Genomic DNA, 20,809 nt, shown 5'->3' on the forward strand with positions numbered 1-20,809 from the left:
CCGCCCCGCTCTTCTTTTTCGTTGCCTGCCCTTCTCTTGCCGGAATTGTTCCTGCCTAATCAGGTCATTGTCCGATTCCCCGGCGCTCCCGCCGGAATCCGCCTCATACCTCAGCGTCGCCCGGCGACAACGGCACGGTGCCCGCCATTGGCGGGTGCTGGGAGGCGGGAATCGTGCGGACGGCATGGGCTGTGTGTGAAGGAAGGAACGGCTTCGTGGAGGCATTCTACATCATCCTCTTGGTCGGCACGATCCTGGTGCTGGCGGCCGCATTCTCGAGCTTGCTCGCCTACCGCTTCGGCGCGCCGCTGCTGCTCATCTTCCTGTCGATCGGGCTGATCGCCGGCGTCGATGGCCTCGGCATCCAATTCGACAATTTCCCCTTCTCCTACATGCTGGGCTCCCTGGCGCTGGCGATCGTGCTCTTCGATTCCGGCTTCGGCACTTCGATCCACTCCTTCCGCATCGCCGCCCTGCCGGCGCTCACGCTTGCCTCCGTCGGCGTGCTCGTGACGGCGGCCATCTTCGCCTTTGCCGCCTCGCTGCTTCTCGGGCTCTCGCTTCTCGAAGGCCTGCTGCTCGGTTCCATCGTCGCGTCGACGGATGCGGCGGCCGTCTTCTTCCTGCTGCGCATCGGCGGCATCAACATCCGCGACAAGGTGCGCTCCACGCTGGAGGTGGAATCCGGCACCAACGACCCGATGGCGATCTTCCTCACCATCGCCCTCGTCGATCTGCTGGCGTCGGGGCGGGGCTTCGGAGGGCTCGACCTGCACTTCCTGTTTCTCTTCATCGAGGAAATGGGGCTCGGCATGATCTTCGGCCTGCTCGGCGGCATGATGATCGTATGGGTGCTGAACCGCTTCACCTCCGATCGCGGGCTCGCGCCGATCTTCGCGCTGACGCTGGCACTCCTCGTCTTCGCCTTCACCGGCGCGATCGGCGGCAGCGGCTTTCTTGCCGTCTATGTCGCCGGTATCTATGCGGGCAACCGCCGCATGTTCGCCAAGCAGGCGATCGCCCGTTTCCATGAGGGGCTTACCTGGCTGGCGCAGATCATCATGTTCCTCGTGCTGGGCCTGCTCGCCACGCCTTCGCAGTTCCCGCCGATCATCCTGCCTGCGGTGGCGCTAGCGCTTTTCCTGATCTTCGTCGCCCGCCCGATCGCCGTATGGCTCAGCCTGATGCCCTATGACCTCACGCAGCAGGAAACAGGCTTCGTCGCCTGGGTCGGCCTGCGCGGCGCGGTCTCCATTCTGCTCGCCATCCTGCCGGTCATCGGCGGGCTCGAAAACGGCGTGATCTACTTCAACACCGCCTTCATCATCGTGCTTGTCTCGCTCTTCCTGCAAGGCTGGACGATCAAGCCGGTGGCCCAACGGCTCGGCCTCATCACTCCGCCCAGGATGGGCGCGGTAGACAAGGTGGAGCTCGACCTGCCGGGCGCCGCCCATCACGAGCTGATCTCCTACCGCGTCGTGAAGGACAGCCCCATTCTCAGCGGCGAGCGCATTCCGCGCTGGGCCATGCCCTCGCTCGTCATCCGCGACGGCAAGAGCATGCGCTATCAGTATGCCGGCCGGTTGCGCGAAGGCGATCAGGTCTATCTCTTCGTCTCGCCGGCCTATACGCGCCTGCTCGACCGGCTCTTTGCCAGCCGCGTACCGGTGGAGGAGGACGATACCGAATTCTTCGGCGCCTTCTCGATTTCACCGGCCGGTCCCGCCAAGGAGCTCGACGCGGCCTATGGCCCCGGCCTGCTCACCCCTGCCGAAAAGGACATGACCGTCGGGGAACTGATGGTCCACCGTCTCGGCGGCAAGGCGGATTACGCCGACCGCATGCGTTTCGGCTCGATCGTGCTGATCGTCCGCGAACTCGACGAGCACGACAATATCCACGGCATCGGCATCTCTCTGGAACCGGTCGAGCCCGCGACCAACCTGCCGATCTTTATCAACATGCGCGAGATCGCCCACCGTGTCCGCGATTTCCTGCGCAGGCAGAGAGGCAGACCGGCAACCGGCGGTCCACCGGAAGGTCCCGGCACCACCGTTTAATTGGTTGCGATAAGAATTTTTGTGATTTTTTCCTATTTATGTCATGATCAACGGAATAGGAGATTTGATATGGCAACCATGACCGTGTCTCCTTGCCCGATCCGATGAAGGAATGGATCGAGGCGCAAGTTGAAAAAGGTGAATATGCCAGCGCCAGCGACTATGTGCGCGATCTGGTTCGCCGCGACCGGGAGCGGCGCGGGCGCGAATTCACCATGGATGAGCTTCGACAGCTCGTTGCAAATTCTCGTGCCAGCGGAATCGGCGCCCGCAGCTTGGATGATCTTTTCGCAGAAGCCGAACATATAGCGGCAACCCGCGAGGGTATTCGTGAATAGCTACCGGCTGACCGCCAGGGCGGAAAGCGAAATCCTCGATATCTTCATCTACGGTATCGAGCAATTCGGGTTGAGGCAGGCTCGTCTTTGCAAGGACGATATGGAGGACTGCTTCCAGCTTTTGGTAGACAATCCGCGAATGGGACGGCCCGCCACCTAGATTGGCGAGGGCGTCCGGCGGCATGAACACGGAAGCCATATCGTCCTCTACGAAATCGACGGCTCCGGCATTCTCATCCTCGCCGTCATACATCAGAGAAGCGTTCGTCGCCTAAAACTCTAAGTCTTGCGTCACCGGTCAGGCATAGTATGGTCCGGCTCCAACCACTTCCCAGGAGATGCATCCAGCCATGCCGGCCTTCAAGACCCTCGACGACCTTTCCGACATCGCAGGCAAGCGCGCGCTCGTGCGCGTCGATCTCAACGTTCCCGTTGCCGACGGCAAGGTGACGGACACGACCCGTATCGAGCGCGTCGCGCCCACCATCCTGGAATTGTCTGAAAAGGGCGCCAAGGTGATCCTGCTCGCCCATTTCGGCCGTCCGAAGGGTGAGCCCGTTGCCGACATGTCGCTGTCGCTGATCGTCCCCACTGTCGAGCAGGTGCTCGATCATGCGGTTCTCTTCGCTTCCGATTGCATCGGCCCCGCCGCCGAGGAAGCAATCGCGAAGATGGCTGACGGCGATATCCTGCTTCTGGAAAACACCCGTTTCCACAAGGGTGAAGAGAAGAACGACCCCGCCTTCACGAAAGAACTGGCGAAGAACGGCGACATCTACGTCAACGACGCCTTTTCCGCCGCCCATCGCGCGCATGCCTCGACCGAAGGTCTTGCCCACCATCTGCCGGCCTATGCCGGCCGCACCATGCAGGAAGAGCTGGAGGCCTTGGAAAAGGGCCTCGGCAATCCGGTCCATCCGGTCGTGGCGATCGTCGGCGGCGCCAAGGTTTCCACCAAGATCGACCTCCTTACGAACCTCGTGAAGAAGGTCGATGCGCTGGTGATCGGCGGCGGCATGGCCAATACCTTCATCGCCGCGCGCGGCACCAATGTGGGCAAATCGCTCTGCGAGCACGACCTTGCCGATACCGCCAAACAGATCATGATCGAGGCCGCATCCGCCGGCTGCGCCATCATCCTGCCGGTGGATGGCGTCGTCGCACGCGAGTTCAAGGCGGGCGCCGCCAACGAGGTGGTGAGCATCGATGCCATTCCCGCCGACGCCATGGTGCTGGATGTGGGGCCGAAATCCATCGAGGCGATTAATTCCTGGATTTCCCGGGCCAATACCCTCGTCTGGAACGGTCCGCTCGGCGCTTTCGAAATCGAGCCCTTCGATGCGGCGACGGTCGCAGCCGCAGAACACGCGGCCGAAGAGACGAAAGCGGGCAAGCTGATCTCGGTCGCCGGCGGCGGCGATACGGTGGCAGCTCTCAATCATGCTGACGTGGCCGACGATTTCAGCTATGTTTCCACAGCCGGGGGCGCTTTCCTGGAATGGATGGAAGGCAAGGAACTGCCTGGCGTGGCCGTGCTCGCCAAGAACGCCTGAGCCGGATTCGGTGGAAACGGCGCTCGGACATAGGCCCGGGCGTCAACCGGTCAAGAGCTTTTAAAAAATTTATTTGTTTTAAACGATTGAAATAATTTCAATCGTTTCAGTCGTTTAAGGCAGGATTTTCCTTCTCTATAACTTCTGTTATCGGCGAATTGTCAGATTGGGAGATGAGCGCGTTTCGCGCCAAGTTTAGGGACAGGAGTGTAGTATGGTGGACGCGAAGATGTTGAACAAGATGAGTTCTGCGCCCGGATTTATTGCGGCGCTGGACCAAAGCGGTGGTTCAACACCTGGAGCGTTGCGCCTTTATGGCGTATCCGACGCCGACTATCAGGGTGATGAGGAGATGTTCCGCCTGGTGCACGCCATGCGCGTCCGCATCATGAGCGCGCCCGCCTTCATGGGCGACAAGGTTATCGGCGCTATCCTGTTCGAGCGGACCATGGACGGCGACGTCGATGGTCAGGCTGTTCCGTCCTATCTCTGGGAAAAGCGGGGCGTCGTGCCCTTCCTCAAAGTCGACAAGGGCCTGAACACCGAAGAAAACGGCGTTCAAACGATGAAGCCCATGCCCGATCTGGATACTCTCCTGATCCGCGGTCGCGAAAAGGGGATATTCGGAACCAAGATGCGCTCGGTGATCGGCCACGCCGATAAGGCCGGGATCGCCGCCGTCGTGCAGCAGCAGTTCGAGGTGGCGCGCCGGATCATCGGCCAGGGTCTCATGCCGATCATCGAGCCTGAAGTTTCCATCAAGAGCCCGACGAAGGAACAGGCCGAAGCCATTTTGCGCGATGAGATTGCACAACAACTCGACAAGCTTCCCGCGGGCGAGACAGTCATGCTTAAATTGACGATCCCGACGGTCGCCGATTTCTACGCTCCTCTGATCGCTCATAAGTCGGTCGTTCGCGTCGTCGCCCTTTCCGGCGGCTACAGCACCGCGGAAGCCTGCGAAAAGCTCGGCCATAACCATGGCATGATCGCGAGTTTCTCCCGCGCCTTGGCGGAAAACCTGCGCGTCACGATGAGTGACGCAGAATTCGATGCGAGCCTGGCCGAAACGATCGATCAAATCTACGCCGCAAGCGTCAATAAGTCCTGATGATCGGCTGTAAAGCATATCGTTAATCTCAGGCGATATGCCATGTCCGCGCTCTGCGGGATGGCCGTGCCGGCACTCCGGCACGGCCTTTCATTTTGCGCCTCCGAACCTAATTGCACCTCTGGCGTTCCATGGGAAGGAGGTGAACCATGAGCGACTTGAACACACAGGTCCGCGCCCTGTTCGATGATTACGGCCGGATCAGCGACCAGGCTCTCACGGACCCGCAGGCGGCAGATTTCGATCGCCTTGCCGACGCCTTTGCGGAACACTTCGTCGGCTCGGCCCCGCAAGGCGTGTTCGCCGGCACCAATGACGACAAGCTCAGGGCGGTGATACCCCAGGGCTTCGCACATTACCGAAAGGTCGGCGGAAAGCGGATGCTGCTGCAGGGTCTGCAAATCACGCCGCTCGACGAGCTTCATGCGGTCGCGGTGGTCGATTGGGAATTCGCCTACGAAAACAAGGCGCGCAAGGCAGGCACTATCCGCTTCACCAATTTCTATTTCGTCACGATCGCGAGCGGCGAACCGAAGATTTTCGCCTATGTCACCGCCGACGAACAGAAGGCAATGAAGGACCACGGCCTCGCCTGACGCGAAGCCCTCCTGTCGCTTCTGTTTTGCTGATGGAGCGATCAAAAACATTGGCTGGTGGACGCTGGGACGAAGCGTTTAAATCGCGATACTCTCTTCAGAGGAGGCTCCATGCCGACCGCCGAATACGTCACCGTCGATGTCTTCACCTCCGAACGCTTCAGCGGCAATCCGCTTGCCGTGATCACCGATGCGCGTGGCATTAGCGACGAGGCCATGCAGAAGATCGCGGCGGAGTTCGGCTATTCGGAAACCACTTTCGTGTTGCCGCCCGAAGATCCGGAAAACAGCGCCTGTGTGCGCATCTTCACGCCGACGGTGGAAGTTCCCTTCGCCGGCCATCCGAATGTCGGAACCGCCTATGTGCTCGGCCAGCGGCCCGAACTCTTCGGCACGCCGGTTGGCGACAGGCTGCGCTTCGAGGAACTGGCGGGATTGGTGGAGGTCGAACTCCTGCGGGAGGAAAGCCGCGTCATCGGCGCCACCATCCGCGCGCCGCGCCCTCTTGATGTCGGCGACGAGGTGACGCCCGATCTTATCGCCCGCTGCGCTTCGATCGAGCCCGCCATGGTGCTGACCCAAACGCACGCGCCGATCTTCGCCTCCGTGGGCCTGCCCTTCGCGCTTGCCGAGATCGACAGTCTCGAGGCGCTTGGTGCCGCGTGCCCCGATCTTTCCGCCTTCCGCGAAGCGGCAGGCCGGCACCAGGTGACGGACTTTTCGCTTTTCCTCTATGTCCGCCAGGAGCCCTGGCGGGTGCGCGCCCGCATGTTCGCGCCGCTCGACAACGTGATGGAAGACCCGGCGACCGGTAGTGCTTCGGCAGCACTTGCCGCCTATCTGGCGACGCTTGCCGAGGAGGCGGATCTCGATACCCACATCACCGTCGAGCAGGGCGTGGAGATGGGCCGCGCGAGCGTCATCGAGCTCGACGTGAGAAAGCAGGGCGGCATCGTCCGCGATGTCAGCATTTCCGGCCGATGCGTTTCCGCCATGCGCGGCGCTATCGACTGGTGATCAGGTAAATTCCCTGAGCAGCAGCGCCACCGCCCATATCGCGAAGGCGAAAACCGCAAGCTTCCAGAAATCTCCCCGCCGCCTCAGGCCCGGCAGGTCGAGCGGACGGATGATCTGCACCAGCATGGCCAGGATCAGCAGGACCGAGATTGTTTTCGTCATCGCTTTTTAACCTCGCCCCGCCGCCATAGGCTGGACATTTTTGCACTTCACCACAGATAGCCTCAGCAAGGGAACATCCGCCGAGGACTGCGTTAACGCCTGCTTTACTACAAGGCAACATAGCTACTCGCTGCCCTGCATTTTCAGGGTTGATCACCGGTACGAGAGAAAAAGACAGTATCGAAATGAGCCGAAACCTGCTGCCAGTCCTCGCCCTCCTCACCGGTACACTTTTTCTCTTCCTCGGCAACGGTCTCCAGGGATTGCTTCTGCCGCTCCGCGGCACCCAGGAAGGTTACTCCAACGATGTTCTCGGCCTGCTCGGAACCACCTGGGCCGCAGGCTTCGTGCTCGGCTGCTTCGTGGCTCCGAGCGTGGTACGGCGTATAGGCCATGTGCGGGCGTTTTCCGGCTTCCTGGCGCTGATCTGCTTCAACGTGCTCATCACCGGCATTTTCGTCGAGCAGACCTCCTGGCTGGTGCTGCGCGCCATCACCGGCTTCTGCACGGCCGGCACCTCGATGATCATCGAAAGTTGGCTGAACGAGCGGGCGACCAACGAGAGTCGCGGTACGATCTTCTCCTTCTATATCTCCATCACCCTGTTTGGTGTGGTCGGCGGGCAGCTCATGGTGCCCTTCTCGGATGTTTCCACGCCGCTGCTCTTCATGGTCTGCGGCATGCTCTATTGCGTCGCGCAATTGCCGACGACGCTTTCCAAGGCCGCCTCCCCGCAGCCGCTGAAGCGCGTTAACCTTGATCTCAGGGCGCTCTTCCGCAATTCGCCCATCGCCTCTGTCGGCATCCTCCTGATCGGCATCGCAAACGGCGCCTACGGTACGCTCGGCGCCGTCTTCGCCACGCGTGTGGGGCTGGACCACGGCGCGGTCGCCGCCATGGTCAGCATCACCATTTTCGCGGGCGCCATCATGCAGTTCCCCGCAGGCCGCCTTTCCGACCGCATGGACCGCCGCCATGTGCTGGCGGGGCTTTCCGCCGTCTCGGCAGTCGCCGGGCTGGCCCTCGTGCTTTTCCAGCCGGTAAACGTCTACGCCATCATCGTTCTGGTCGCCCTTTACGGCGCGACTGCCAACGCGCTCTATCCAATCGCCGTGGCGCACGCCAACGACTTTGCCGCACCGGAGGATTTCGTGAAGGTCTCGGGCGGGCTGCTGCTGCTCTTCGGCATAGGCACGATCATCGGCCCCAGTCTCGGCGGGCCGGTGATGACTTCGCTCGGGCCGCATGCGGTCTTTGCAGTTACCGCCGGTGCGCATATTCTAGTGTCGGCCTATGCGGTCCTGCGCAGCCGCGCCCGTCCCCCCGTACCGGTGGACGAGCGCGACACCTACACGACCGCGCCCGCCGGGACGACACCGCTGGGAACGCCGGAAGGACTGTCGCTCGATCCGCGCGCCAACACGGAGGCCGCAACGGACACGAACCAACCGCAGGAGAGTCAGCATGAGCTTTCTCGATGACGATAGACCGAAAAAGCCTGCCGCCCACGAACTGGGCTCCGATCTTTCGATGCTCTCGGTGGACGAACTCGACACCCGCATCGGGTTCCTGAAGGAGGAAATCCTCCGGATGGAGGCGGAGAAGGAGCGCAAGACGGCCGGCCGGCGCGCGGCGGACAGTTTCTTCAAGAGCTGAAAGCCTGCGTCAAACCGGGAATTCTGTGAAACCGGCAACCGGCTTAACCCCGTATTAATCATTAATGGACTATATCATGGGGCATCCAGACCTTCTGGATTCAGACAGTTTCACCGTTCGGCGAATGGGGTCTGATTTTCTCCCTGTTTTACCTTGAGAGCCGCTTTTGCGGCTCTTCTTTTAATGGTTCCCACCGAAATTGTGGGTATTAACCTTTCCTTAAGAAACGTCTTGCGGATTTCCGCTATAAGGCTCATGTTCAGGTCAATTAGAACGGCACGGGAACCTTCTGCCGACGTCCCCATTGCCTGAATGTGATGCGTTAGCGGGAATGAAATCATGTCAGAACAGGGATTGAACACGATCAGCTTTGCTGGACGCGCCGCTGCCTCCCCGCAGTTCAAGGCGCTCTATTCCGAAGGCATGGCACTGGTCGAGGAGACCGCGAGCTATCTCGACGGCACCGGGCGCGCCGCCTCCAAGGTTCTGCCCCGCATGGCATCCGTTCTCTATGCCGCTGAATCCATGCGCCTCACCACCCGCCTGATGCAGATGGCTTCCTGGCTGCTCCTGCAGCGCGCCGTCAACAATGGCGAGATGAGTCGCGAGCAGGTGCTTTCCGAAAAGAGCAAGGTCCGCCTCGACGGCTTCAACGTCGATCGCAGCGCGCCCGGCTGGCTCGACCTGCCGGAAGGCTTCCGCGATCTCGTCGAACGCTCGCTGCGCCTGCAGAACCGCATCGCTCTCCTCGACCGCGAGATCTATCGCCCGGGCGACGCTCCGGTGATCCCGGACAACGAAAACAGCGTCCGCGCCCAGATCAGCCTGCTGCACACCGCCTTCGGAAATTGAAGAGAACGGCAGCCGCTTCTGTAGGCCCAAGAGTTCAACGGCGTATAGCGGCGGTTCTCTTCGACTTTGCCAATTCCAGGAATTTGGTTTTGATCGCCGTGAACAGACCCGGCGGAATGAACCCGTAGCTGAATTCGCCGGTTCGGTTCGGCACTTGCGACAAGCCGCCATTCGGCCATTCGTCAACGTTATACTCCGAAACGATGACCCAGCTCGGTAGATCGTCCAGGCCGATCGCGCTCTTCACCTTCGAGGGGATCTCAATTCCGATCGTATCGCCCGATGGCGGCGTATGGGTTATCGGCAACAGCACGACATAGCGCGGACGAGCCGCACTGTCGCTGGCGGCCACAAGACAGGTAGGGCGATCCTTGCGGCGATCCTGTCCTGCCGCCGCTTCATGCACCCATACATAATCGTAGCGAACGACAAGACCCGGCTTGGGATCAGGCAAACCCACCGGATCACCTTACTTCAGGAGATCGTCGAGCTTTGCTTGCTCGGGTTCCATCTCAGCTCGCTCGACCGCTTCGGTGACGATATCGGTTGCGTCCTCTGTACGATGGGCTCGCTGCGCCGCAGCTTTCAACCAGTCATATTGGCTCGCCGACATGAGCACGAACTCACGCCGGCCGTGACGAGTGATCTCAACCGGCTCCCGCTGCGCTTTATGCTGATATTCTCCGAACTTGCGTTGGAATTCGAGAGAACCGACCGTAGCCATCCAGGGTATCCTTATGCAACAAAACGGATTATACGTATAATTCGGAGTTTGGAAAGCTGATCGTCTCGCCCATGCTGGCATTCCCAAAAACAAAAAAGCCCGGCTTGCGCCAGGCTCCTTGTTCGTTCGATCCAGACAAGGAATCAGAGGCCGAGGCCACCGAAACGCTTGTTGAACTTGGAAACGCGGCCGCCGCGGTCCATGAGCTGCTGGTTGCCGCCGGTCCAGGCCGGATGGGACTTCGGATCGATTTCAAGGTTCATGGTCGCGCCTTCCGAACCCCAGGTCGAGCGGGTCTCGTATTCGGTACCATCGGTCATGACGACCTTGATCGTGTGGTAGTCGGGATGAATGTCAGCCTTCATGTCGATAATCCTGCTCTCACGAGGTCCATTTGTCGCAATTGCGAGCGGGAAGCCTCTTCAATAAATGAAGCCGCAGACCGATCCGGCCACGGCTTCCCAATTCGATGCGGAGCCTATACAGGAAGGTCGCCGGAAGTACAAGTACCCGTATGGCCTTGAAGCGGCCGAAGGAAAACAGAGGGAAAAATTGGCCGAAGCCCAAGAAACCGAAAACAAAGGCAGGGCGCTGAAACCGCTCGCAAGGCTCCTCCCCTATCTTGCCCGCTATCGCCGGCTGGTCGCCGCCGCCGTTTTCTTTCTGGTACTGGCCGCCGCGACTACACTGGCGCTGCCGCTTGCCGTGCGCCGCATGGTGGACCATGGCTTCGCCGCCGCCGACGGCAGCTTCATCAACAACTATTTCGGCATGCTGCTGGCGCTCGCCGCCGTTCTCGCGGTTGCCAGTGCCATGCGCTATTATTACGTCATCACCATCGGCGAGCGAGTGGTGGCGGATTTGCGCCGCGAGGTCTTCGCCCATGTGACGCGGCTTTCGCCCTCCTTCTTCGACGTCAACCAGTCGGGCGAGATCGTTTCCCGGCTGACGGCGGATACGACACAGATCAAGTCGGCCTTCGGCTCGGCGGCCTCCCAGGCGCTTCGCAATACGATTCTCTGTCTCGGCGCGATGGGCATGATGATCTATACGAGCCCGCGCCTCTCGGGTCTCGTGCTCGGCGCCATCCCGCTGATCGTCTTTCCGCTCGTCGCCTTCGGACGCTCGGTGCGCCGACGTTCGCGCGCGGCCCAGGATACGCTTGCCGAAACCTCCGCCTTCGCCGCCGAAACCATCGGCGCGACCCGGACGGTTCAGGCTTTCGGTAGCGAGGCCGCTTCCGAAAGCCGCTACGGCGGAGCCGTGGAGGCAGCTTATGATGCAGCGCGCGCCGCCATCCGGGCGCGGGCGCTGCTGACCGGCTTTGCCATCCTCCTCGTCTTCGGCAGCATCGTCGGCGTCCTCTGGTATGGCGCCCAAAGCGTTCTTTCCGGCACCATGACCGCCGGCACGCTCGGTCAGTTCGTGCTCTACTCAGTCATCGTCGCCAGTTCTCTCGGCCAGCTTTCAGAGGTATGGGGCGAGCTTTCCCAGGCGGGCGGCGCGGCCGAGCGGCTGACCGAACTGCTGCACGAAGTGCCTGCCGTCCGCGATCCCGAGAACCCGGTCGCGCTCCCCTCCCCGGCACGCGGCGAAGTGGAGTTCGAGGGCGTCTCCTTCGCCTATCCGGCGCGCGTCAGCGCCATCACCCTCAACGATCTTTCCTTCCGGATTCGAGCCGGTGAGACCGTCGCGATCGTCGGCCCCTCCGGCGCCGGCAAGAGCACGATCCTCTCGCTGCTCCTGCGCTTCTACGATCCGACCGCCGGCGCCGTGCGCCTCGACGGCGTCGATCTCCGTCAGGCCGCGCTCTCCGATCTCCGTTCGCGGCTCGCCATCGTGCCCCAGGACGTGACGATCTTCGCCGCCTCCATCCACGACAACATCGCCTTCGGCCGCCCGGATGCAAGCCGCGAGACCGTGCGCGCCGCGGCCGTCGCCGCACAGGCGGACGAGTTCATCTCAAGGCTCGACCGGGGCTACGACACCGTGGCCGGCGAACGCGGCATCACGCTTTCGGGCGGCCAGCGCCAGCGGATCGCAATCGCCCGGGCGATCCTCAAGAACGCGCCGGTGCTGCTGCTCGACGAGGCGACCTCCGCGCTCGATGCCGAAAGCGAGACGCTGGTGCAGAAAGCCCTGGATGGCCTTATGCGGGATCGCACGACGCTGGTGATCGCCCACCGCCTGGCGACGGTGCTGAAGGCGGACCGTATTCTGGTTATGGATGATGGCCGCATCGTCGAAGAAGGCACTCATCAGAGCCTCGTCGCCGCCGGCGGGCTCTACGCCAAGCTCGCCCGGCTGCAGTTCCACGATATCGAACGGCAGAGCGCCGCCGCTCTCTGAAGCCCACCGGTTACTCTGCGGGTTTGAAGGTCCACTTCACGACATACTCGCCGTTGCGCTTCACCTTGGTCTTGGTCCGCACTTCGACCGGTCCGCCGAGCAGCACCTCCGCCTGTTCGAAAGCTTCGCGGGCTTCGGCTATGGCCTTGTGATAGGCGCTGTTGTCGCGCTTGGGGCTTTCGGCGACCGCCTTCAGGAGGGCGGCCATGTCCGGCTTGCGATTGGCCATGAATGGGTTCTTGCTCAGCGCTCGGTCAGCTTCAGTTCGATGCGGCGGTTCTGCGAACGCGCCTCCGGCGTGTCGCCCTCGGCGATCGGCTGATATTCGCCGAAGCCCGCGGCCACGAGGCGGTTCGCCGGCACCCCCTTGGAAATCAGGTGTTTGACGACCGAAGTGGCGCGGGCCGAGGAAAGCTGCCAATTGTCCCGGAAGCGGCCGGAGCCGGAAAGCTGGACATTGTCCGTATGCCCGTCGACGCGCAGCACCCAGTTGATCTCGGGCGGAATTTCCTTGGCGAGGTCGAGCAGCGCGACGGCAAGCTTGTCCATCTCCGCCTGTCCTGCGGGATCGAGCTGATCGCCGCCTGGCGGGAAAAGCACTTCCGACTGGAAGACGAAGCGGTCGCCGACGATGCGGATATTCTCGCGGTCCGAGAGGATTTCCCTGAGCCGGCCGAAGAAATCGGAACGGTAGCGGTTGAGCTCCTGCACGCGCTGGGCAAGAGCCACGTTGAGGCGTCTGCCGAGGTCCGCGATCTGGGTCTGAGAGGCCTGATCCTTCGCTTCGGAAGCCTGCAAGGCCGCCTCCACAGCGGCGATCTGGGCGCGCAGCGCGGCGATCTGCTGGTTGAGCAGCTCGATCTGGTTCATGGCGCGCGCGCTCACCTGCTGCTCTTCCGAGAGCTTGCCGGTCAGCTCGCCGATCTGCGCATTGGCGGCGTTGCTGCTGCCGGCGCCCTGGTCGAGCAGGGTCTGCAGGCGGGAACGCTCGCTTTCCGAAGTGGCAAGCGAGGACTGCAGCGTGGCCAGCATATCCTCCATGTCCTGGTTGTTGCCCTTTTCGAGCGCCAGGAGCTCCGTCAATTCGGCGATCTGACTGTTCAGCCGGTTCAGAACCGCGTCGCGGCCGCTGATCTCGCGGCTGAGCAGATACTGCGCCAGCACGAAAACGGTGAGCAGGAACATGATGGCGAGCAGCAGCGTGGAAAGCGCGTCCACGAAACCCGGCCAGTAATCGACACCCCGCTCGCGACGGCGGTTCTTTGCGAGCGCCATCGCCTACTTGCCCCCGATCTTGTCGGAAAGCCGGTCGAGGGTCCGGCGCAGGGCCCTGGATTCCTCCTGCTGCGCCTCGATCCAGTCGCGCAGCATCTGCTGTTCGTTGCGCATGTTGCGCACGAGGCCCTGAATGCCTTCGGCAAGATTGGCCATGGCGGCAAGCGAGCGGTCGCTATGCGGCCCATCCTGGCTCTTGGCGAGCGCCGCCTGGCTGGCGGCAAGCTTGCGCAATTGCTCCGCCACCAACCGCAGATCTTCCGTCGAACCGGCGGCGCCCGCCGTTTCGATGAGCGCGGAAGGCAGATCGGAACCGACATCGGTCACGGAGGAGAGCCAGTTCTCGAGTTCCGTGTAGAAGCGGTTCTGCGCGCGGCCGGCCTGCAGATCGAGGAAGCCGAGGATCAGCGATCCCGAAAGGCCGAGCAGCGAGGAGGAGAACGCCGTGCCCATGCCGGAGAGCGGCTGGGCAAGCCCGCTCTTGATCGCCGCGAGTACGTCGCTCGATTCACCGGAATTAGGGTCCAGCGCGCCGATGACGTTGCTGATCGAGCCGATGGTCTGGATAAGGCCCCAGAAAGTGCCGAGCAGGCCGAGGAAGACCAGGAGACCGATGAGATAGCGGGACGTGTCCCGCGATTCGTCGAGCCGGGTGCCGATCGAATCGAGGATCGAGCGGAAGGCCGCGGTCGAGAGCCGCGTCTGGCGGCGGCCGATCAGCGAACGCATCGGCGCAAGCAATCTGGGTTCGCGCCCAGCCTTCTCGACGCTGCCCGCAGCCCGGAAGGAATTGAACCAGCGCACCTCCGGAATGAGGCCGATCACCTGGTTGAAGACGAGAACGATGCCGATCAGGAGGACGCCGAGGATGAGGCCGTTGAGACCCGGATTGGTCTGGAAGGCATGCGCGGCCTGCCGGTAGAGGATGGCGGAGACAAAACCGACGATGATGAGGAAGAGCACCATCGTCCAGAGGAAGGGGACGGGATTGGAGAGCTTGTAGTTGTAGCCGCGGTCCGCTTCCGCTTCGTCCAGATCGTCCACCCTCGCATCCATCATGATATGCCTTTTGCCTCCGGGTACCATTGGCCGGAGGCTAGTGGAAAAATGCGACGAATTGAAGTGTGCAGGCCGTGGAAAACACGGGACTATTGCCCGCAGATAGCGCTCAGCGGGTCGGTACCGGCCGGTTGACGACCTCGATCAGCGCCTTGTGGATGAGTTCGTTGCCGGCGACCACGTTGCCGCTGCCGAAAATATCGGTCGTGCCCTTCATGTCGCTGGTGAACCCGCCCGCCTCGCGGATGAGGATGAGGCCCGCCGCCATGTCCCATGGCGAAAGGTCGGCCTCCCAGAAGCCGTCGAGACGGCCAGCCGCCACATAGGCGAGATCGAGCGCGGCCGCGCCCATGCGCCGCATACCGGCTACCTCGCCCATCACGTGGCGCAGCTCCACCAGGAACTTGCCGTGATTGCCGCGCCCGAGATGCGGCACGCCGCAGCCGATGACGCAGTCGGAAAGCACGCGGCGGGAGGCGACACGGATGCGGCGATCGTTGAGGAAGGCGCCGCCGCCCTTTTCGGCGGTGTAGAGCTCGTCCGTCGCAGGATTGAAGATGACGCCGGCGACGATCTCGCCGTTGCGTTCGAGCGCGATCGAAACCGCGAATTGCGGGATGCCGTGCAGGAAGTTCGTCGTGCCGTCGAGCGGATCGACGATCCAGCGATGCGCGCCGTCCGTGCCCTTCACCTCCTGGCTCTCCTCGCCGAGGAAGCCATAGGTGGGACGCGCCTTGATCAGCTCCTCGCGGACGATCTTTTCTGCCCTAAGATCCGCCTGGGAAACGAAATCGCTCGGCCCCTTCACCGAAACCTGCAGGTTCTGCACCTCGCCGAAATCGCGGCTGAGAGACTTGCCGGCCTTGATGGCAGCCTGAACCATGACGTTGAGAAGGGCGGAGCGGGCCATGCGGGAAATCCTTGGCGGGTGTCCCGTATTCGTGTGATCGGGACGGACGTTTTACGGGCGATGTCGAGATTGGCGGTTCAAGACCACAAAACCGCGGGAAATTCAAGCCTTGCGACTGAGGCTTGCGTTTTGACGAGCGGCCACCAACATTGTTGTTCGTGCCATTACGGATATATCGTGGGGCAGAAGCATGGAATTGGTGTAAAGTCTCCCCTCCGGCCCTTCGCTTACGCTTCGGGCGTTCGTCGCTGAAATCGATTCATAGGATCGATTTCTCCGGCTTCGCCGGATCGCTCCTCACCCACGCCGGAACTTGTTCGCCGCGTCGATCGCCTGGCGCTGCTGGTCGTCGTTGATACCGAGATAGAAATCCTCGAGCGCCGGGTCCTGCAGGCCGGCGCGACGGGAAAGCACATACCATTTCGCCGCTTCCACCGGGTTCGGCCGCGTGCCGAGCGCGTTGATGTAGAGATGCGCGAGCTTGTTCTGGGCCACCACATTGCCGCGATGAGCCGCTATCCTGAGCCAGTCGAAACCCTTCTCGTAATCGCGCGGGCCACCGACGCCGTTCACCAGCCACAGCCCCATATCGAGCTGGGCGGTATCGAAACCGGCCATGGCGGCGCGCTCCATCCACTCGCGGGCCTGGGTCTTCTTCTCCGCCGGCGCGTCCTTGACGGCGACGTAGAGCTGCGCGACCGCATATTGCGCATCGGCAAGCCCCTGCGCGGCAGCCTTTTCGTAAAACGGCAGCGCGAGCTTCAGCCCTTTCTCGCCGGGATTGTCCGAAACCAGGATCTGCGCCCAGTTGAACTGCGCCGAGGAGTTTCCGGCCTCCGCGGCCTTGCGCATGTATTCGTCGGCCTTCGCCTTGTCATGCGCGACATGCCTGCCGCTCATCAAGAGCAGCGCATATTGGAACATTCCGGCCGGATCGCCGCGCTCCGCCGCCTGCCCGTACCAGAAGGTGGCGGCCTCCGCGTCGCGCTTGATGCCGAACCCCTTCATCATCATTTCGGCGACCAGCGTCTGGGCTGCGGCATCCCCTTTCTGGGCGCGGGCGAGCGCCAGGTCGAGCGCAGTCACGTAAAGGCCTCGCTGATAGGCGCCGTAAGCCTCATCGGCAGGCCCGGTAGCGGGCTTTTCAGCGGGCGCCGGCGGTAGTCTCGCGCCCATGCGCTGATAGAGTTCGACGCCTCCGGAAGGCACGATGCCGTCCGGCTGGGCCTCCGGCTCCTGCATGCCGCCGGCCTCCGCATTACCCTCCTGCGCCCCGACCCTTCCCTTCTTGATCGGCTCGGCGACCGGCTCCAGCGGACGCGCGACAGCCGGCGGCTGAGCTTGCGCCGCGGCAAGCCCGGGCAGGATGGCGCAGGCGAACGCGGTCGCCAGCAGCGCATCACGGATAGATCGGGTTCGGCGGTTCAGCGGCATGGGCTCCATCAAACCTCAAACCGTGGCGCTTTTTCGTCCAGCATCGCGTTGATTTCCGCAACCGCGACAGCCGCGCCGGCAGGATGGGCGAAGACCGCGGAGCGGAGGGCGACGAATTCCGCCCCCGTCTCGGCCACGGCAAGAGCCGAGGCAATGTCGCTGCCGCCCATCACGACACAGGGGATTTCCACCATCGAGGCCCACCATTCCCCGAGCGCCAGGTTCTTGGGATGCGCCTCCGGCTTGATATCGCCATCCAGCTTTCCAAAGAAGATATAGTCGGGCCTGAGCTCTCCGATCTCCAGCGCCGTATGGCGGTCGGCTACTCCGCCCGCGCCGACGATGAGCTTCGGCGTGAACTTCTCGATCGCCTCGCCGATTTCCGCGGGGCCGCCGCTCATGTGCAGGCCGTCCGCCTTCGCCCGGCCGGCCACCCGGCTATCGCCCGCGATCAACGCCGCCGCACCCGCCGCCTGAATGATCGGCACCAGTTTCTCGACCCCCTTCTGGAAGGCCTGGTCGTCAAGACCATATTGCGGCAGGATGACGGAAGATACGTCACCGCCCCGCAAAGCATCCTCGACATCCTTCGCCTGTGCTGCCGCATCCTCGCCTTCCGGCACGATCAGCACGAGGCGGCAACGGTCTTCCGGTTCGGTCATGGCATATCCTGTTTGGGCGCGGCATTTGTTTATCTTCTGGAACAATCCGATAGACCGGACGACGGCAAGGATCAACCGCTAGCCTCCGGCAGCAGAGGCACAAAGGCGAGGAAAGCTCCTGCTGCAATGCACAATAAAATCTTGCCGTCATCCGGCGTTTACCGTAAGTTCGGGGAATGACGAGCGTTGATCCCTTCGCAGCCATAGCTGATCCGAACCGGCGGCATCTGCTGGAAGAGCTTCGGCGATCCCCGAAAACGGTCAATGAATTGGCGCAGGGCCTGCCGATCAGCCGCCCCGCGGTTTCGCAGCATTTGAAGGCGCTGCTCGAAAGCAATCTCGTGACGGTCGCCGCCAGGGGAACCCGGCGGGTCTATTCCGTCAACAACAAGGGGTTCGACAAACTGAACCTCTGGCTGGATCAGTTCTGGTCGTGACACCGGCCACGACCAGAACCGTGATGATTTCCTGAAATTTATCTCGGGATTGGTTTGCCGCCTGCTTTCCCTGATACTCAACAAACCCGGCGCGGGCGGCGAAGGATGTTTTCGTTTACGACGATCAGTGGCGGGTCTTGGACCTTAGGCGCTCCATCTCGTCTTTGAGGAGCAGTTTGCGCCGTTTGATTGCTGCGATCTGTTGGTCGTCGGAAGAGGGGGACGATAGAACACTTTGCAACTCTTCTTCGAGAGCACTGTGCTTCTTTTCGAGAGATGCAAGATGAGCCTGAATGGTCATGTGGCATGTCCTCCTTTAGGTACCTGCCCCCGCCAACTCCTGGGCCGGAGGCTTCAGGTTTGCGACGGGAGTGTGACACGATCAGAGCCGTTTGTCGAAGGTCAAATCTTGTTATCGACGCGGCAAAATCGTGGCAACGCCTAACTTCCAGTTAATGGCTTTTGGTGGTAGGAGCTTGCGCACGTCGCGGCAACCAGGCAGAGACCGGAAGCGGAATAGGGACACAAACATGGCCGATCAGGAACAGGCGGATGTCAGGCTGGCGCTCGCGCGGCTCCGCCAGGAGCACGAGGATTACGACGCTGCCATCAACGCCATGATCCAGGTCGGATGCGATGCCCTGCGAATCCAGCGAATGAAGAAGAAAAAGCTCGCGCTGAAGGACAAGATGAGCCAGCTCGAGGACCAGATCATTCCAGATATCATTGCGTGAGGAGGGCAAGATCATGTCGCCGGAAAGACCTGCGGTAGCCATCATCATGGGGAGCCAGTCCGACTGGGAAACCATGAAAAACGCCGCCGATACGCTGGAAGCGCTGGATATCGGCTACGAGGCGCGTATCATTTCGGCGCATCGCACGCCCGACCGCCTGGTGAGCTTCGCCAAGGGCGCCCGCGAGGAAGGTTTCCAGGTCATCATCGCCGGCGCGGGCGGAGCCGCCCACCTGCCGGGAATGGCCGCCGCCATGACCCCGCTGCCGGTTTTCGGCGTACCGGTGCAATCGAAGGCGCTTTCCGGCCAGGACAGCCTGCTTTCGATCGTGCAAATGCCGGCCGGCATTCCGGTCGGAACGCTGGCGATCGGCAAGGCCGGCGCCATCAATGCCGCCCTGCTCGCAGCCGCCGTGCTCGCCCTGCAGGATGACGATATCGCCGATCGGCTCGATGAATGGCGCCTCCGCCAGACGGCCACCGTTGCCGATTATCCGATCGATTGAGTGCCCGAGAGTGAAGACCGCATGACCATCAGGACGATCGGCATCATCGGCGGCGGACAATTGGGCCGCATGCTTGCCGCCGCCGCCGCGAGGCTGAATTTCCGCACCGTCATCCTTGAGCCGCAGCCAGACTGTCCAGCCGCCCAGGTGGCGAACGAACAGATCGTCGCCGCCTATGACGACCCCGCTGCCCTTGCCAAACTCGCGCGCCGCTCGGACGTCGTGACCTATGAATTCGAGAACGTGCCGGTCACCGCCGCCGAAGCGCTGCAGAAGACGGTTCCCGTCCACCCCCCCGCCAAGGCGCTGGAAGTCTCCCAGGACCGGCTGACCGAGAAGACGTTCCTCAATGCCTGCGGCATCGAGACGGCGAAGTTCCATGCCATAGACAGCCAGGCCGATCTCGATGCGGCGCTTGCCGATTTCGGAGGCAAGGGCGTGCTGAAGACCCGCCGCTTCGGCTATGACGGCAAGGGCCAGCGCGTCTTCCGCTCGGCTGGAGACGATCCGGCCGGGACATTCGAGGCTCTGGGCGGCGTGCCGCTCATCCTCGAGAGCTTCGTGCCGTTCGAACGCGAAGTGTCGATCATCGCCGCGCGCGGCAAGGACGGCAGGGTTTCCTGCTACGACCCGGCGGAAAACGTCCACAGGAACGGCATTCTCCACACCTCCACCCTGCCCGCCCGCATTTCGGAGGATGCGGCGCAAGCCGCCCGCGAATCGGCGGAGAAGCTGCTCGCCGCGCTCGATTACGTCGGCGTCATCGGCATGGAGTTCTTCGTGATGGCGGATGGCCGGCTGATCGCCAACGAGATCGCCCCGCGCGTCCACAATTCCGGCCACTGGACGGAAGCGGCCTGCGTCATCTCCCAGTTCGAGCAGCATATCCGCGCCATCACCGGCCTTGCCCTTGGCGATTCGTCCCGCCATTCCGATTGCGTGATGACGAATCTGATCGGCGACGACCTTCATGCCGTGCCCGAATGGCTTGCCCGAAAGGACGTGCTGGTGCATCTCTACGGCAAGACGGAAGCCCGGCCCGGCCGGAAAATGGGGCATATCACCGAATTGAAGGGCCGGAAAACGCCCTCGCAAGGTTGACAGGCGCGATAGCTCGGGTTATCTGCACCCCCAACTGAGAGCGCGCCCCTCGCACCAACAGGCGGCGCGCTTTTGATTGATAGAAAGACAAGCGGCCTGAAAAGGCCCACAGACTGCTGGACCAGTACAATGAAGATCAAGAACTCGCTCAAGGCGCTGAAGGCTCGTCATCGCGATAACCGTCTGGTTCGCCGCAAGGGCCGCGTATACATCATCAACAAGCAGAACCCGCGCTTCAAGGCCCGTCAGGGCTGATCGATACCGGCAGCTTTTG

General features: G+C 62.2%; 26 protein-coding genes and 1 pseudogene. 16 read left to right on the plus strand and 11 right to left on the minus strand.

Features of this window, described 5'->3' with window-relative positions; genetic code table 11:
* The first annotated feature begins 215 nt into the window (after positions 1-215).
* The 7 genes and pseudogenes from ACE04I_RS19285 (at position 216) to ACE04I_RS19315 (ending at position 6,675) form a co-directional block, all read left to right on the plus strand.
* Entirely contained in the window at positions 216-2,060 is a 1,845-nt protein-coding gene (locus tag ACE04I_RS19285; RefSeq protein ID WP_046794611.1) for a potassium/proton antiporter, read from the plus strand.
* A gap of 92 nt (positions 2,061-2,152) precedes the next feature.
* Entirely contained in the window at positions 2,153-2,398 is a 246-nt protein-coding gene (locus ACE04I_RS19290) for a type II toxin-antitoxin system ParD family antitoxin (RefSeq protein ID WP_348625756.1), read from the plus strand.
* Positions 2,391-2,681: pseudogene (locus tag ACE04I_RS19295) on the plus strand (type II toxin-antitoxin system RelE/ParE family toxin). The gene ACE04I_RS19290 and the pseudogene ACE04I_RS19295 overlap by 8 nt, the downstream one beginning before the upstream one ends.
* Before the next feature lie 67 nt (positions 2,682-2,748).
* Positions 2,749-3,951, plus strand: coding sequence for a phosphoglycerate kinase (locus tag ACE04I_RS19300; protein ID WP_046794612.1), 1,203 nt, complete (start codon positions 2,749-2,751; stop codon positions 3,949-3,951).
* A 214-nt stretch (positions 3,952-4,165) separates the two neighbouring features.
* Complete coding sequence (locus ACE04I_RS19305) at positions 4,166-5,062, plus strand: fructose bisphosphate aldolase (RefSeq protein ID WP_487207527.1); 897 nt, start codon at positions 4,166-4,168, stop codon at positions 5,060-5,062.
* A 149-nt stretch (positions 5,063-5,211) separates the two neighbouring features.
* Positions 5,212-5,658: a hypothetical protein gene (locus ACE04I_RS19310; protein ID WP_046794614.1), complete on the plus strand. Its 447-nt coding sequence runs from the start codon at positions 5,212-5,214 to the stop codon at positions 5,656-5,658.
* Between the two features lie 111 nt (positions 5,659-5,769).
* Positions 5,770-6,675, plus strand: a complete 906-nt coding sequence (locus tag ACE04I_RS19315) for a PhzF family phenazine biosynthesis protein (RefSeq protein WP_046794615.1) — start codon at positions 5,770-5,772, stop codon at positions 6,673-6,675.
* Here the strand turns inward: ACE04I_RS19315 and ACE04I_RS19320 are convergent, their stop codons facing one another.
* Positions 6,676-6,837 carry a hypothetical protein gene (locus tag ACE04I_RS19320; protein ID WP_170986347.1) on the minus strand — a complete coding sequence of 54 codons (162 nt, stop codon included), beginning with the start codon at positions 6,835-6,837 and terminating at the stop codon, positions 6,676-6,678.
* Between the two features lie 185 nt (positions 6,838-7,022).
* Here ACE04I_RS19320 and ACE04I_RS19325 point away from each other — a divergent pair, with 185 nt between their 5' ends.
* From ACE04I_RS19325 to rcdA, 3 genes are all read left to right on the plus strand, one after another.
* Positions 7,023-8,318 carry an MFS transporter gene (locus tag ACE04I_RS19325; RefSeq protein WP_046794616.1) on the plus strand — a complete coding sequence of 432 codons (1,296 nt, stop codon included), beginning with the start codon at positions 7,023-7,025 and terminating at the stop codon, positions 8,316-8,318.
* A complete protein-coding gene (locus tag ACE04I_RS19330; RefSeq protein WP_046794617.1) occupies positions 8,302-8,493 on the plus strand; it encodes a DUF1192 domain-containing protein in 192 nt (63 codons plus the stop codon). Before ACE04I_RS19325 ends, ACE04I_RS19330 begins: the two co-directional genes overlap by 17 nt.
* A gap of 339 nt (positions 8,494-8,832) precedes the next feature.
* Complete coding sequence (gene rcdA, locus ACE04I_RS19335; protein WP_046794618.1) at positions 8,833-9,345, plus strand: protease adaptor protein RcdA; 513 nt, start codon at positions 8,833-8,835, stop codon at positions 9,343-9,345.
* A gap of 34 nt (positions 9,346-9,379) precedes the next feature.
* On the opposite strand, the gene ACE04I_RS19340 is transcribed toward rcdA, so the two are convergent.
* The 3 genes from ACE04I_RS19340 to rpmE all read right to left on the minus strand — a co-directional run bounded on the left by ACE04I_RS19340 (position 9,380) and on the right by rpmE (position 10,434).
* On the minus strand, positions 9,380-9,805 hold the full coding sequence (locus ACE04I_RS19340) for a hypothetical protein (RefSeq protein WP_046794619.1): 426 nt from the start codon (positions 9,803-9,805) through the stop codon (positions 9,380-9,382).
* Positions 9,806-9,814: 9 nt separating this feature from the next.
* Entirely contained in the window at positions 9,815-10,069 is a 255-nt protein-coding gene (locus tag ACE04I_RS19345) for a type II toxin-antitoxin system prevent-host-death family antitoxin (protein WP_046794620.1), read from the minus strand.
* A 143-nt stretch (positions 10,070-10,212) separates the two neighbouring features.
* Positions 10,213-10,434, minus strand: a complete 222-nt coding sequence (gene rpmE, locus ACE04I_RS19350; RefSeq protein WP_046794621.1) for a 50S ribosomal protein L31 — start codon at positions 10,432-10,434, stop codon at positions 10,213-10,215.
* A gap of 64 nt (positions 10,435-10,498) precedes the next feature.
* Here rpmE and ACE04I_RS19355 point away from each other — a divergent pair, with 64 nt between their 5' ends.
* Positions 10,499-12,418, plus strand: coding sequence for an ABC transporter transmembrane domain-containing protein (locus ACE04I_RS19355; RefSeq protein WP_487207528.1), 1,920 nt, complete (start codon positions 10,499-10,501; stop codon positions 12,416-12,418).
* 10 nt (positions 12,419-12,428) lie between these two features.
* Here ACE04I_RS19355 and ACE04I_RS19360 read toward each other — a convergent pair whose 3' ends face one another.
* The 6 genes from ACE04I_RS19360 to ACE04I_RS19385 form a co-directional block, all read right to left on the minus strand.
* A complete protein-coding gene (locus tag ACE04I_RS19360; RefSeq protein WP_046794622.1) occupies positions 12,429-12,647 on the minus strand; it encodes a hypothetical protein in 219 nt (72 codons plus the stop codon).
* 14 nt (positions 12,648-12,661) lie between these two features.
* A complete protein-coding gene (locus ACE04I_RS19365; RefSeq protein ID WP_046794623.1) occupies positions 12,662-13,693 on the minus strand; it encodes a peptidoglycan -binding protein in 1,032 nt (343 codons plus the stop codon).
* A 3-nt stretch (positions 13,694-13,696) separates the two neighbouring features.
* On the minus strand, positions 13,697-14,752 hold the full coding sequence (locus ACE04I_RS19370; protein ID WP_046794624.1) for a hypothetical protein: 1,056 nt from the start codon (positions 14,750-14,752) through the stop codon (positions 13,697-13,699).
* Positions 14,753-14,861: 109 nt separating this feature from the next.
* Positions 14,862-15,662 carry an inositol monophosphatase family protein gene (locus tag ACE04I_RS19375; protein WP_046794625.1) on the minus strand — a complete coding sequence of 267 codons (801 nt, stop codon included), beginning with the start codon at positions 15,660-15,662 and terminating at the stop codon, positions 14,862-14,864.
* 297 nt (positions 15,663-15,959) lie between these two features.
* On the minus strand, positions 15,960-17,105 hold the full coding sequence (locus ACE04I_RS19380) for a tetratricopeptide repeat protein (RefSeq protein WP_487207529.1): 1,146 nt from the start codon (positions 17,103-17,105) through the stop codon (positions 15,960-15,962).
* Entirely contained in the window at positions 17,105-17,758 is a 654-nt protein-coding gene (locus tag ACE04I_RS19385; protein ID WP_046795078.1) for a thiamine phosphate synthase, read from the minus strand. The genes ACE04I_RS19380 and ACE04I_RS19385 overlap by 1 nt, the downstream gene beginning before the upstream one ends.
* 176 nt (positions 17,759-17,934) lie before the next feature.
* On the opposite strand from ACE04I_RS19385, the gene ACE04I_RS19390 reads away from it, so the two are divergent.
* A complete protein-coding gene (locus tag ACE04I_RS19390) occupies positions 17,935-18,195 on the plus strand; it encodes an ArsR/SmtB family transcription factor (RefSeq protein WP_046794626.1) in 261 nt (86 codons plus the stop codon).
* Between the two features lie 124 nt (positions 18,196-18,319).
* Here ACE04I_RS19390 and ACE04I_RS19395 read toward each other — a convergent pair whose 3' ends face one another.
* The gene (locus ACE04I_RS19395) at positions 18,320-18,496 is read right to left on the minus strand and encodes a YdcH family protein (protein ID WP_046794627.1); all 177 of its coding nucleotides are present in this window, start codon (positions 18,494-18,496) and stop codon (positions 18,320-18,322) included.
* A gap of 229 nt (positions 18,497-18,725) precedes the next feature.
* Between ACE04I_RS19395 and ACE04I_RS19400 the strand changes: the two genes are divergently transcribed.
* The 4 genes from ACE04I_RS19400 to ykgO all read left to right on the plus strand — a co-directional run bounded on the left by ACE04I_RS19400 (position 18,726) and on the right by ykgO (position 20,790).
* Positions 18,726-18,929, plus strand: a complete 204-nt coding sequence (locus tag ACE04I_RS19400) for a YdcH family protein (RefSeq protein ID WP_046794628.1) — start codon at positions 18,726-18,728, stop codon at positions 18,927-18,929.
* Between the two features lie 13 nt (positions 18,930-18,942).
* Positions 18,943-19,434, plus strand: a complete 492-nt coding sequence (gene purE / locus ACE04I_RS19405; RefSeq protein WP_046794629.1) for a 5-(carboxyamino)imidazole ribonucleotide mutase — start codon at positions 18,943-18,945, stop codon at positions 19,432-19,434.
* Between the two features lie 21 nt (positions 19,435-19,455).
* Positions 19,456-20,535 (plus strand): 5-(carboxyamino)imidazole ribonucleotide synthase, encoded by a 1,080-nt coding sequence (locus ACE04I_RS19410; protein ID WP_046794630.1) that lies wholly within the window; start codon positions 19,456-19,458, stop codon positions 20,533-20,535.
* 129 nt (positions 20,536-20,664) lie between these two features.
* Positions 20,665-20,790, plus strand: coding sequence for a type B 50S ribosomal protein L36 (ykgO, locus tag ACE04I_RS19415; RefSeq protein ID WP_003497670.1), 126 nt, complete (start codon positions 20,665-20,667; stop codon positions 20,788-20,790).
* Positions 20,791-20,809 lie beyond the last annotated feature (19 nt).

This window comes from Rhizobium moroccans, assembly GCF_057559155.1.

Bases quoted from the DNA above. Each gene is read 5' to 3' on its own strand.
- rpmE (WP_046794621.1), bottom strand. From the start codon at position 10,434: ATGAAGGCTGACATTCATCCCGACTACCACACGATCAAGGTCGTCATG.
- ACE04I_RS19310 (WP_046794614.1), top strand. From the start codon at position 5,212: ATGAGCGACTTGAACACACAGGTCCGCGCCCTGTTCGATGATTACGGC.
- ACE04I_RS19400 (WP_046794628.1), top strand. From the start codon at position 18,726: ATGGCCGATCAGGAACAGGCGGATGTCAGGCTGGCGCTCGCGCGGCTC.
- ACE04I_RS19410 (WP_046794630.1), top strand. From the start codon at position 19,456: ATGACCATCAGGACGATCGGCATCATCGGCGGCGGACAATTGGGCCGC.
- ACE04I_RS19320 (WP_170986347.1), bottom strand. From the start codon at position 6,837: ATGACGAAAACAATCTCGGTCCTGCTGATCCTGGCCATGCTGGTGCAG.
- ACE04I_RS19300 (WP_046794612.1), top strand. From the start codon at position 2,749: ATGCCGGCCTTCAAGACCCTCGACGACCTTTCCGACATCGCAGGCAAG.
- ACE04I_RS19315 (WP_046794615.1), top strand. From the start codon at position 5,770: ATGCCGACCGCCGAATACGTCACCGTCGATGTCTTCACCTCCGAACGC.
- ACE04I_RS19330 (WP_046794617.1), top strand. From the start codon at position 8,302: ATGAGCTTTCTCGATGACGATAGACCGAAAAAGCCTGCCGCCCACGAA.
- ACE04I_RS19305 (WP_487207527.1), top strand. From the start codon at position 4,166: ATGGTGGACGCGAAGATGTTGAACAAGATGAGTTCTGCGCCCGGATTT.
- ACE04I_RS19345 (WP_046794620.1), bottom strand. From the start codon at position 10,069: ATGGCTACGGTCGGTTCTCTCGAATTCCAACGCAAGTTCGGAGAATAT.
- ACE04I_RS19380 (WP_487207529.1), bottom strand. From the start codon at position 17,105: ATGGAGCCCATGCCGCTGAACCGCCGAACCCGATCTATCCGTGATGCG.
- ACE04I_RS19365 (WP_046794623.1), bottom strand. From the start codon at position 13,693: ATGGCGCTCGCAAAGAACCGCCGTCGCGAGCGGGGTGTCGATTACTGG.
- rcdA (WP_046794618.1), top strand. From the start codon at position 8,833: ATGTCAGAACAGGGATTGAACACGATCAGCTTTGCTGGACGCGCCGCT.
- ACE04I_RS19375 (WP_046794625.1), bottom strand. From the start codon at position 15,662: ATGGCCCGCTCCGCCCTTCTCAACGTCATGGTTCAGGCTGCCATCAAG.
- ACE04I_RS19370 (WP_046794624.1), bottom strand. From the start codon at position 14,752: ATGATGGATGCGAGGGTGGACGATCTGGACGAAGCGGAAGCGGACCGC.
- ACE04I_RS19390 (WP_046794626.1), top strand. From the start codon at position 17,935: ATGACGAGCGTTGATCCCTTCGCAGCCATAGCTGATCCGAACCGGCGG.
- ACE04I_RS19385 (WP_046795078.1), bottom strand. From the start codon at position 17,758: ATGACCGAACCGGAAGACCGTTGCCGCCTCGTGCTGATCGTGCCGGAA.
- ACE04I_RS19395 (WP_046794627.1), bottom strand. From the start codon at position 18,496: ATGACCATTCAGGCTCATCTTGCATCTCTCGAAAAGAAGCACAGTGCT.
- ykgO (WP_003497670.1), top strand. From the start codon at position 20,665: ATGAAGATCAAGAACTCGCTCAAGGCGCTGAAGGCTCGTCATCGCGAT.
- purE (WP_046794629.1), top strand. From the start codon at position 18,943: ATGTCGCCGGAAAGACCTGCGGTAGCCATCATCATGGGGAGCCAGTCC.
- ACE04I_RS19360 (WP_046794622.1), bottom strand. From the start codon at position 12,647: ATGGCCAATCGCAAGCCGGACATGGCCGCCCTCCTGAAGGCGGTCGCC.
- ACE04I_RS19325 (WP_046794616.1), top strand. From the start codon at position 7,023: ATGAGCCGAAACCTGCTGCCAGTCCTCGCCCTCCTCACCGGTACACTT.
- ACE04I_RS19355 (WP_487207528.1), top strand. From the start codon at position 10,499: ATGAAGCCGCAGACCGATCCGGCCACGGCTTCCCAATTCGATGCGGAG.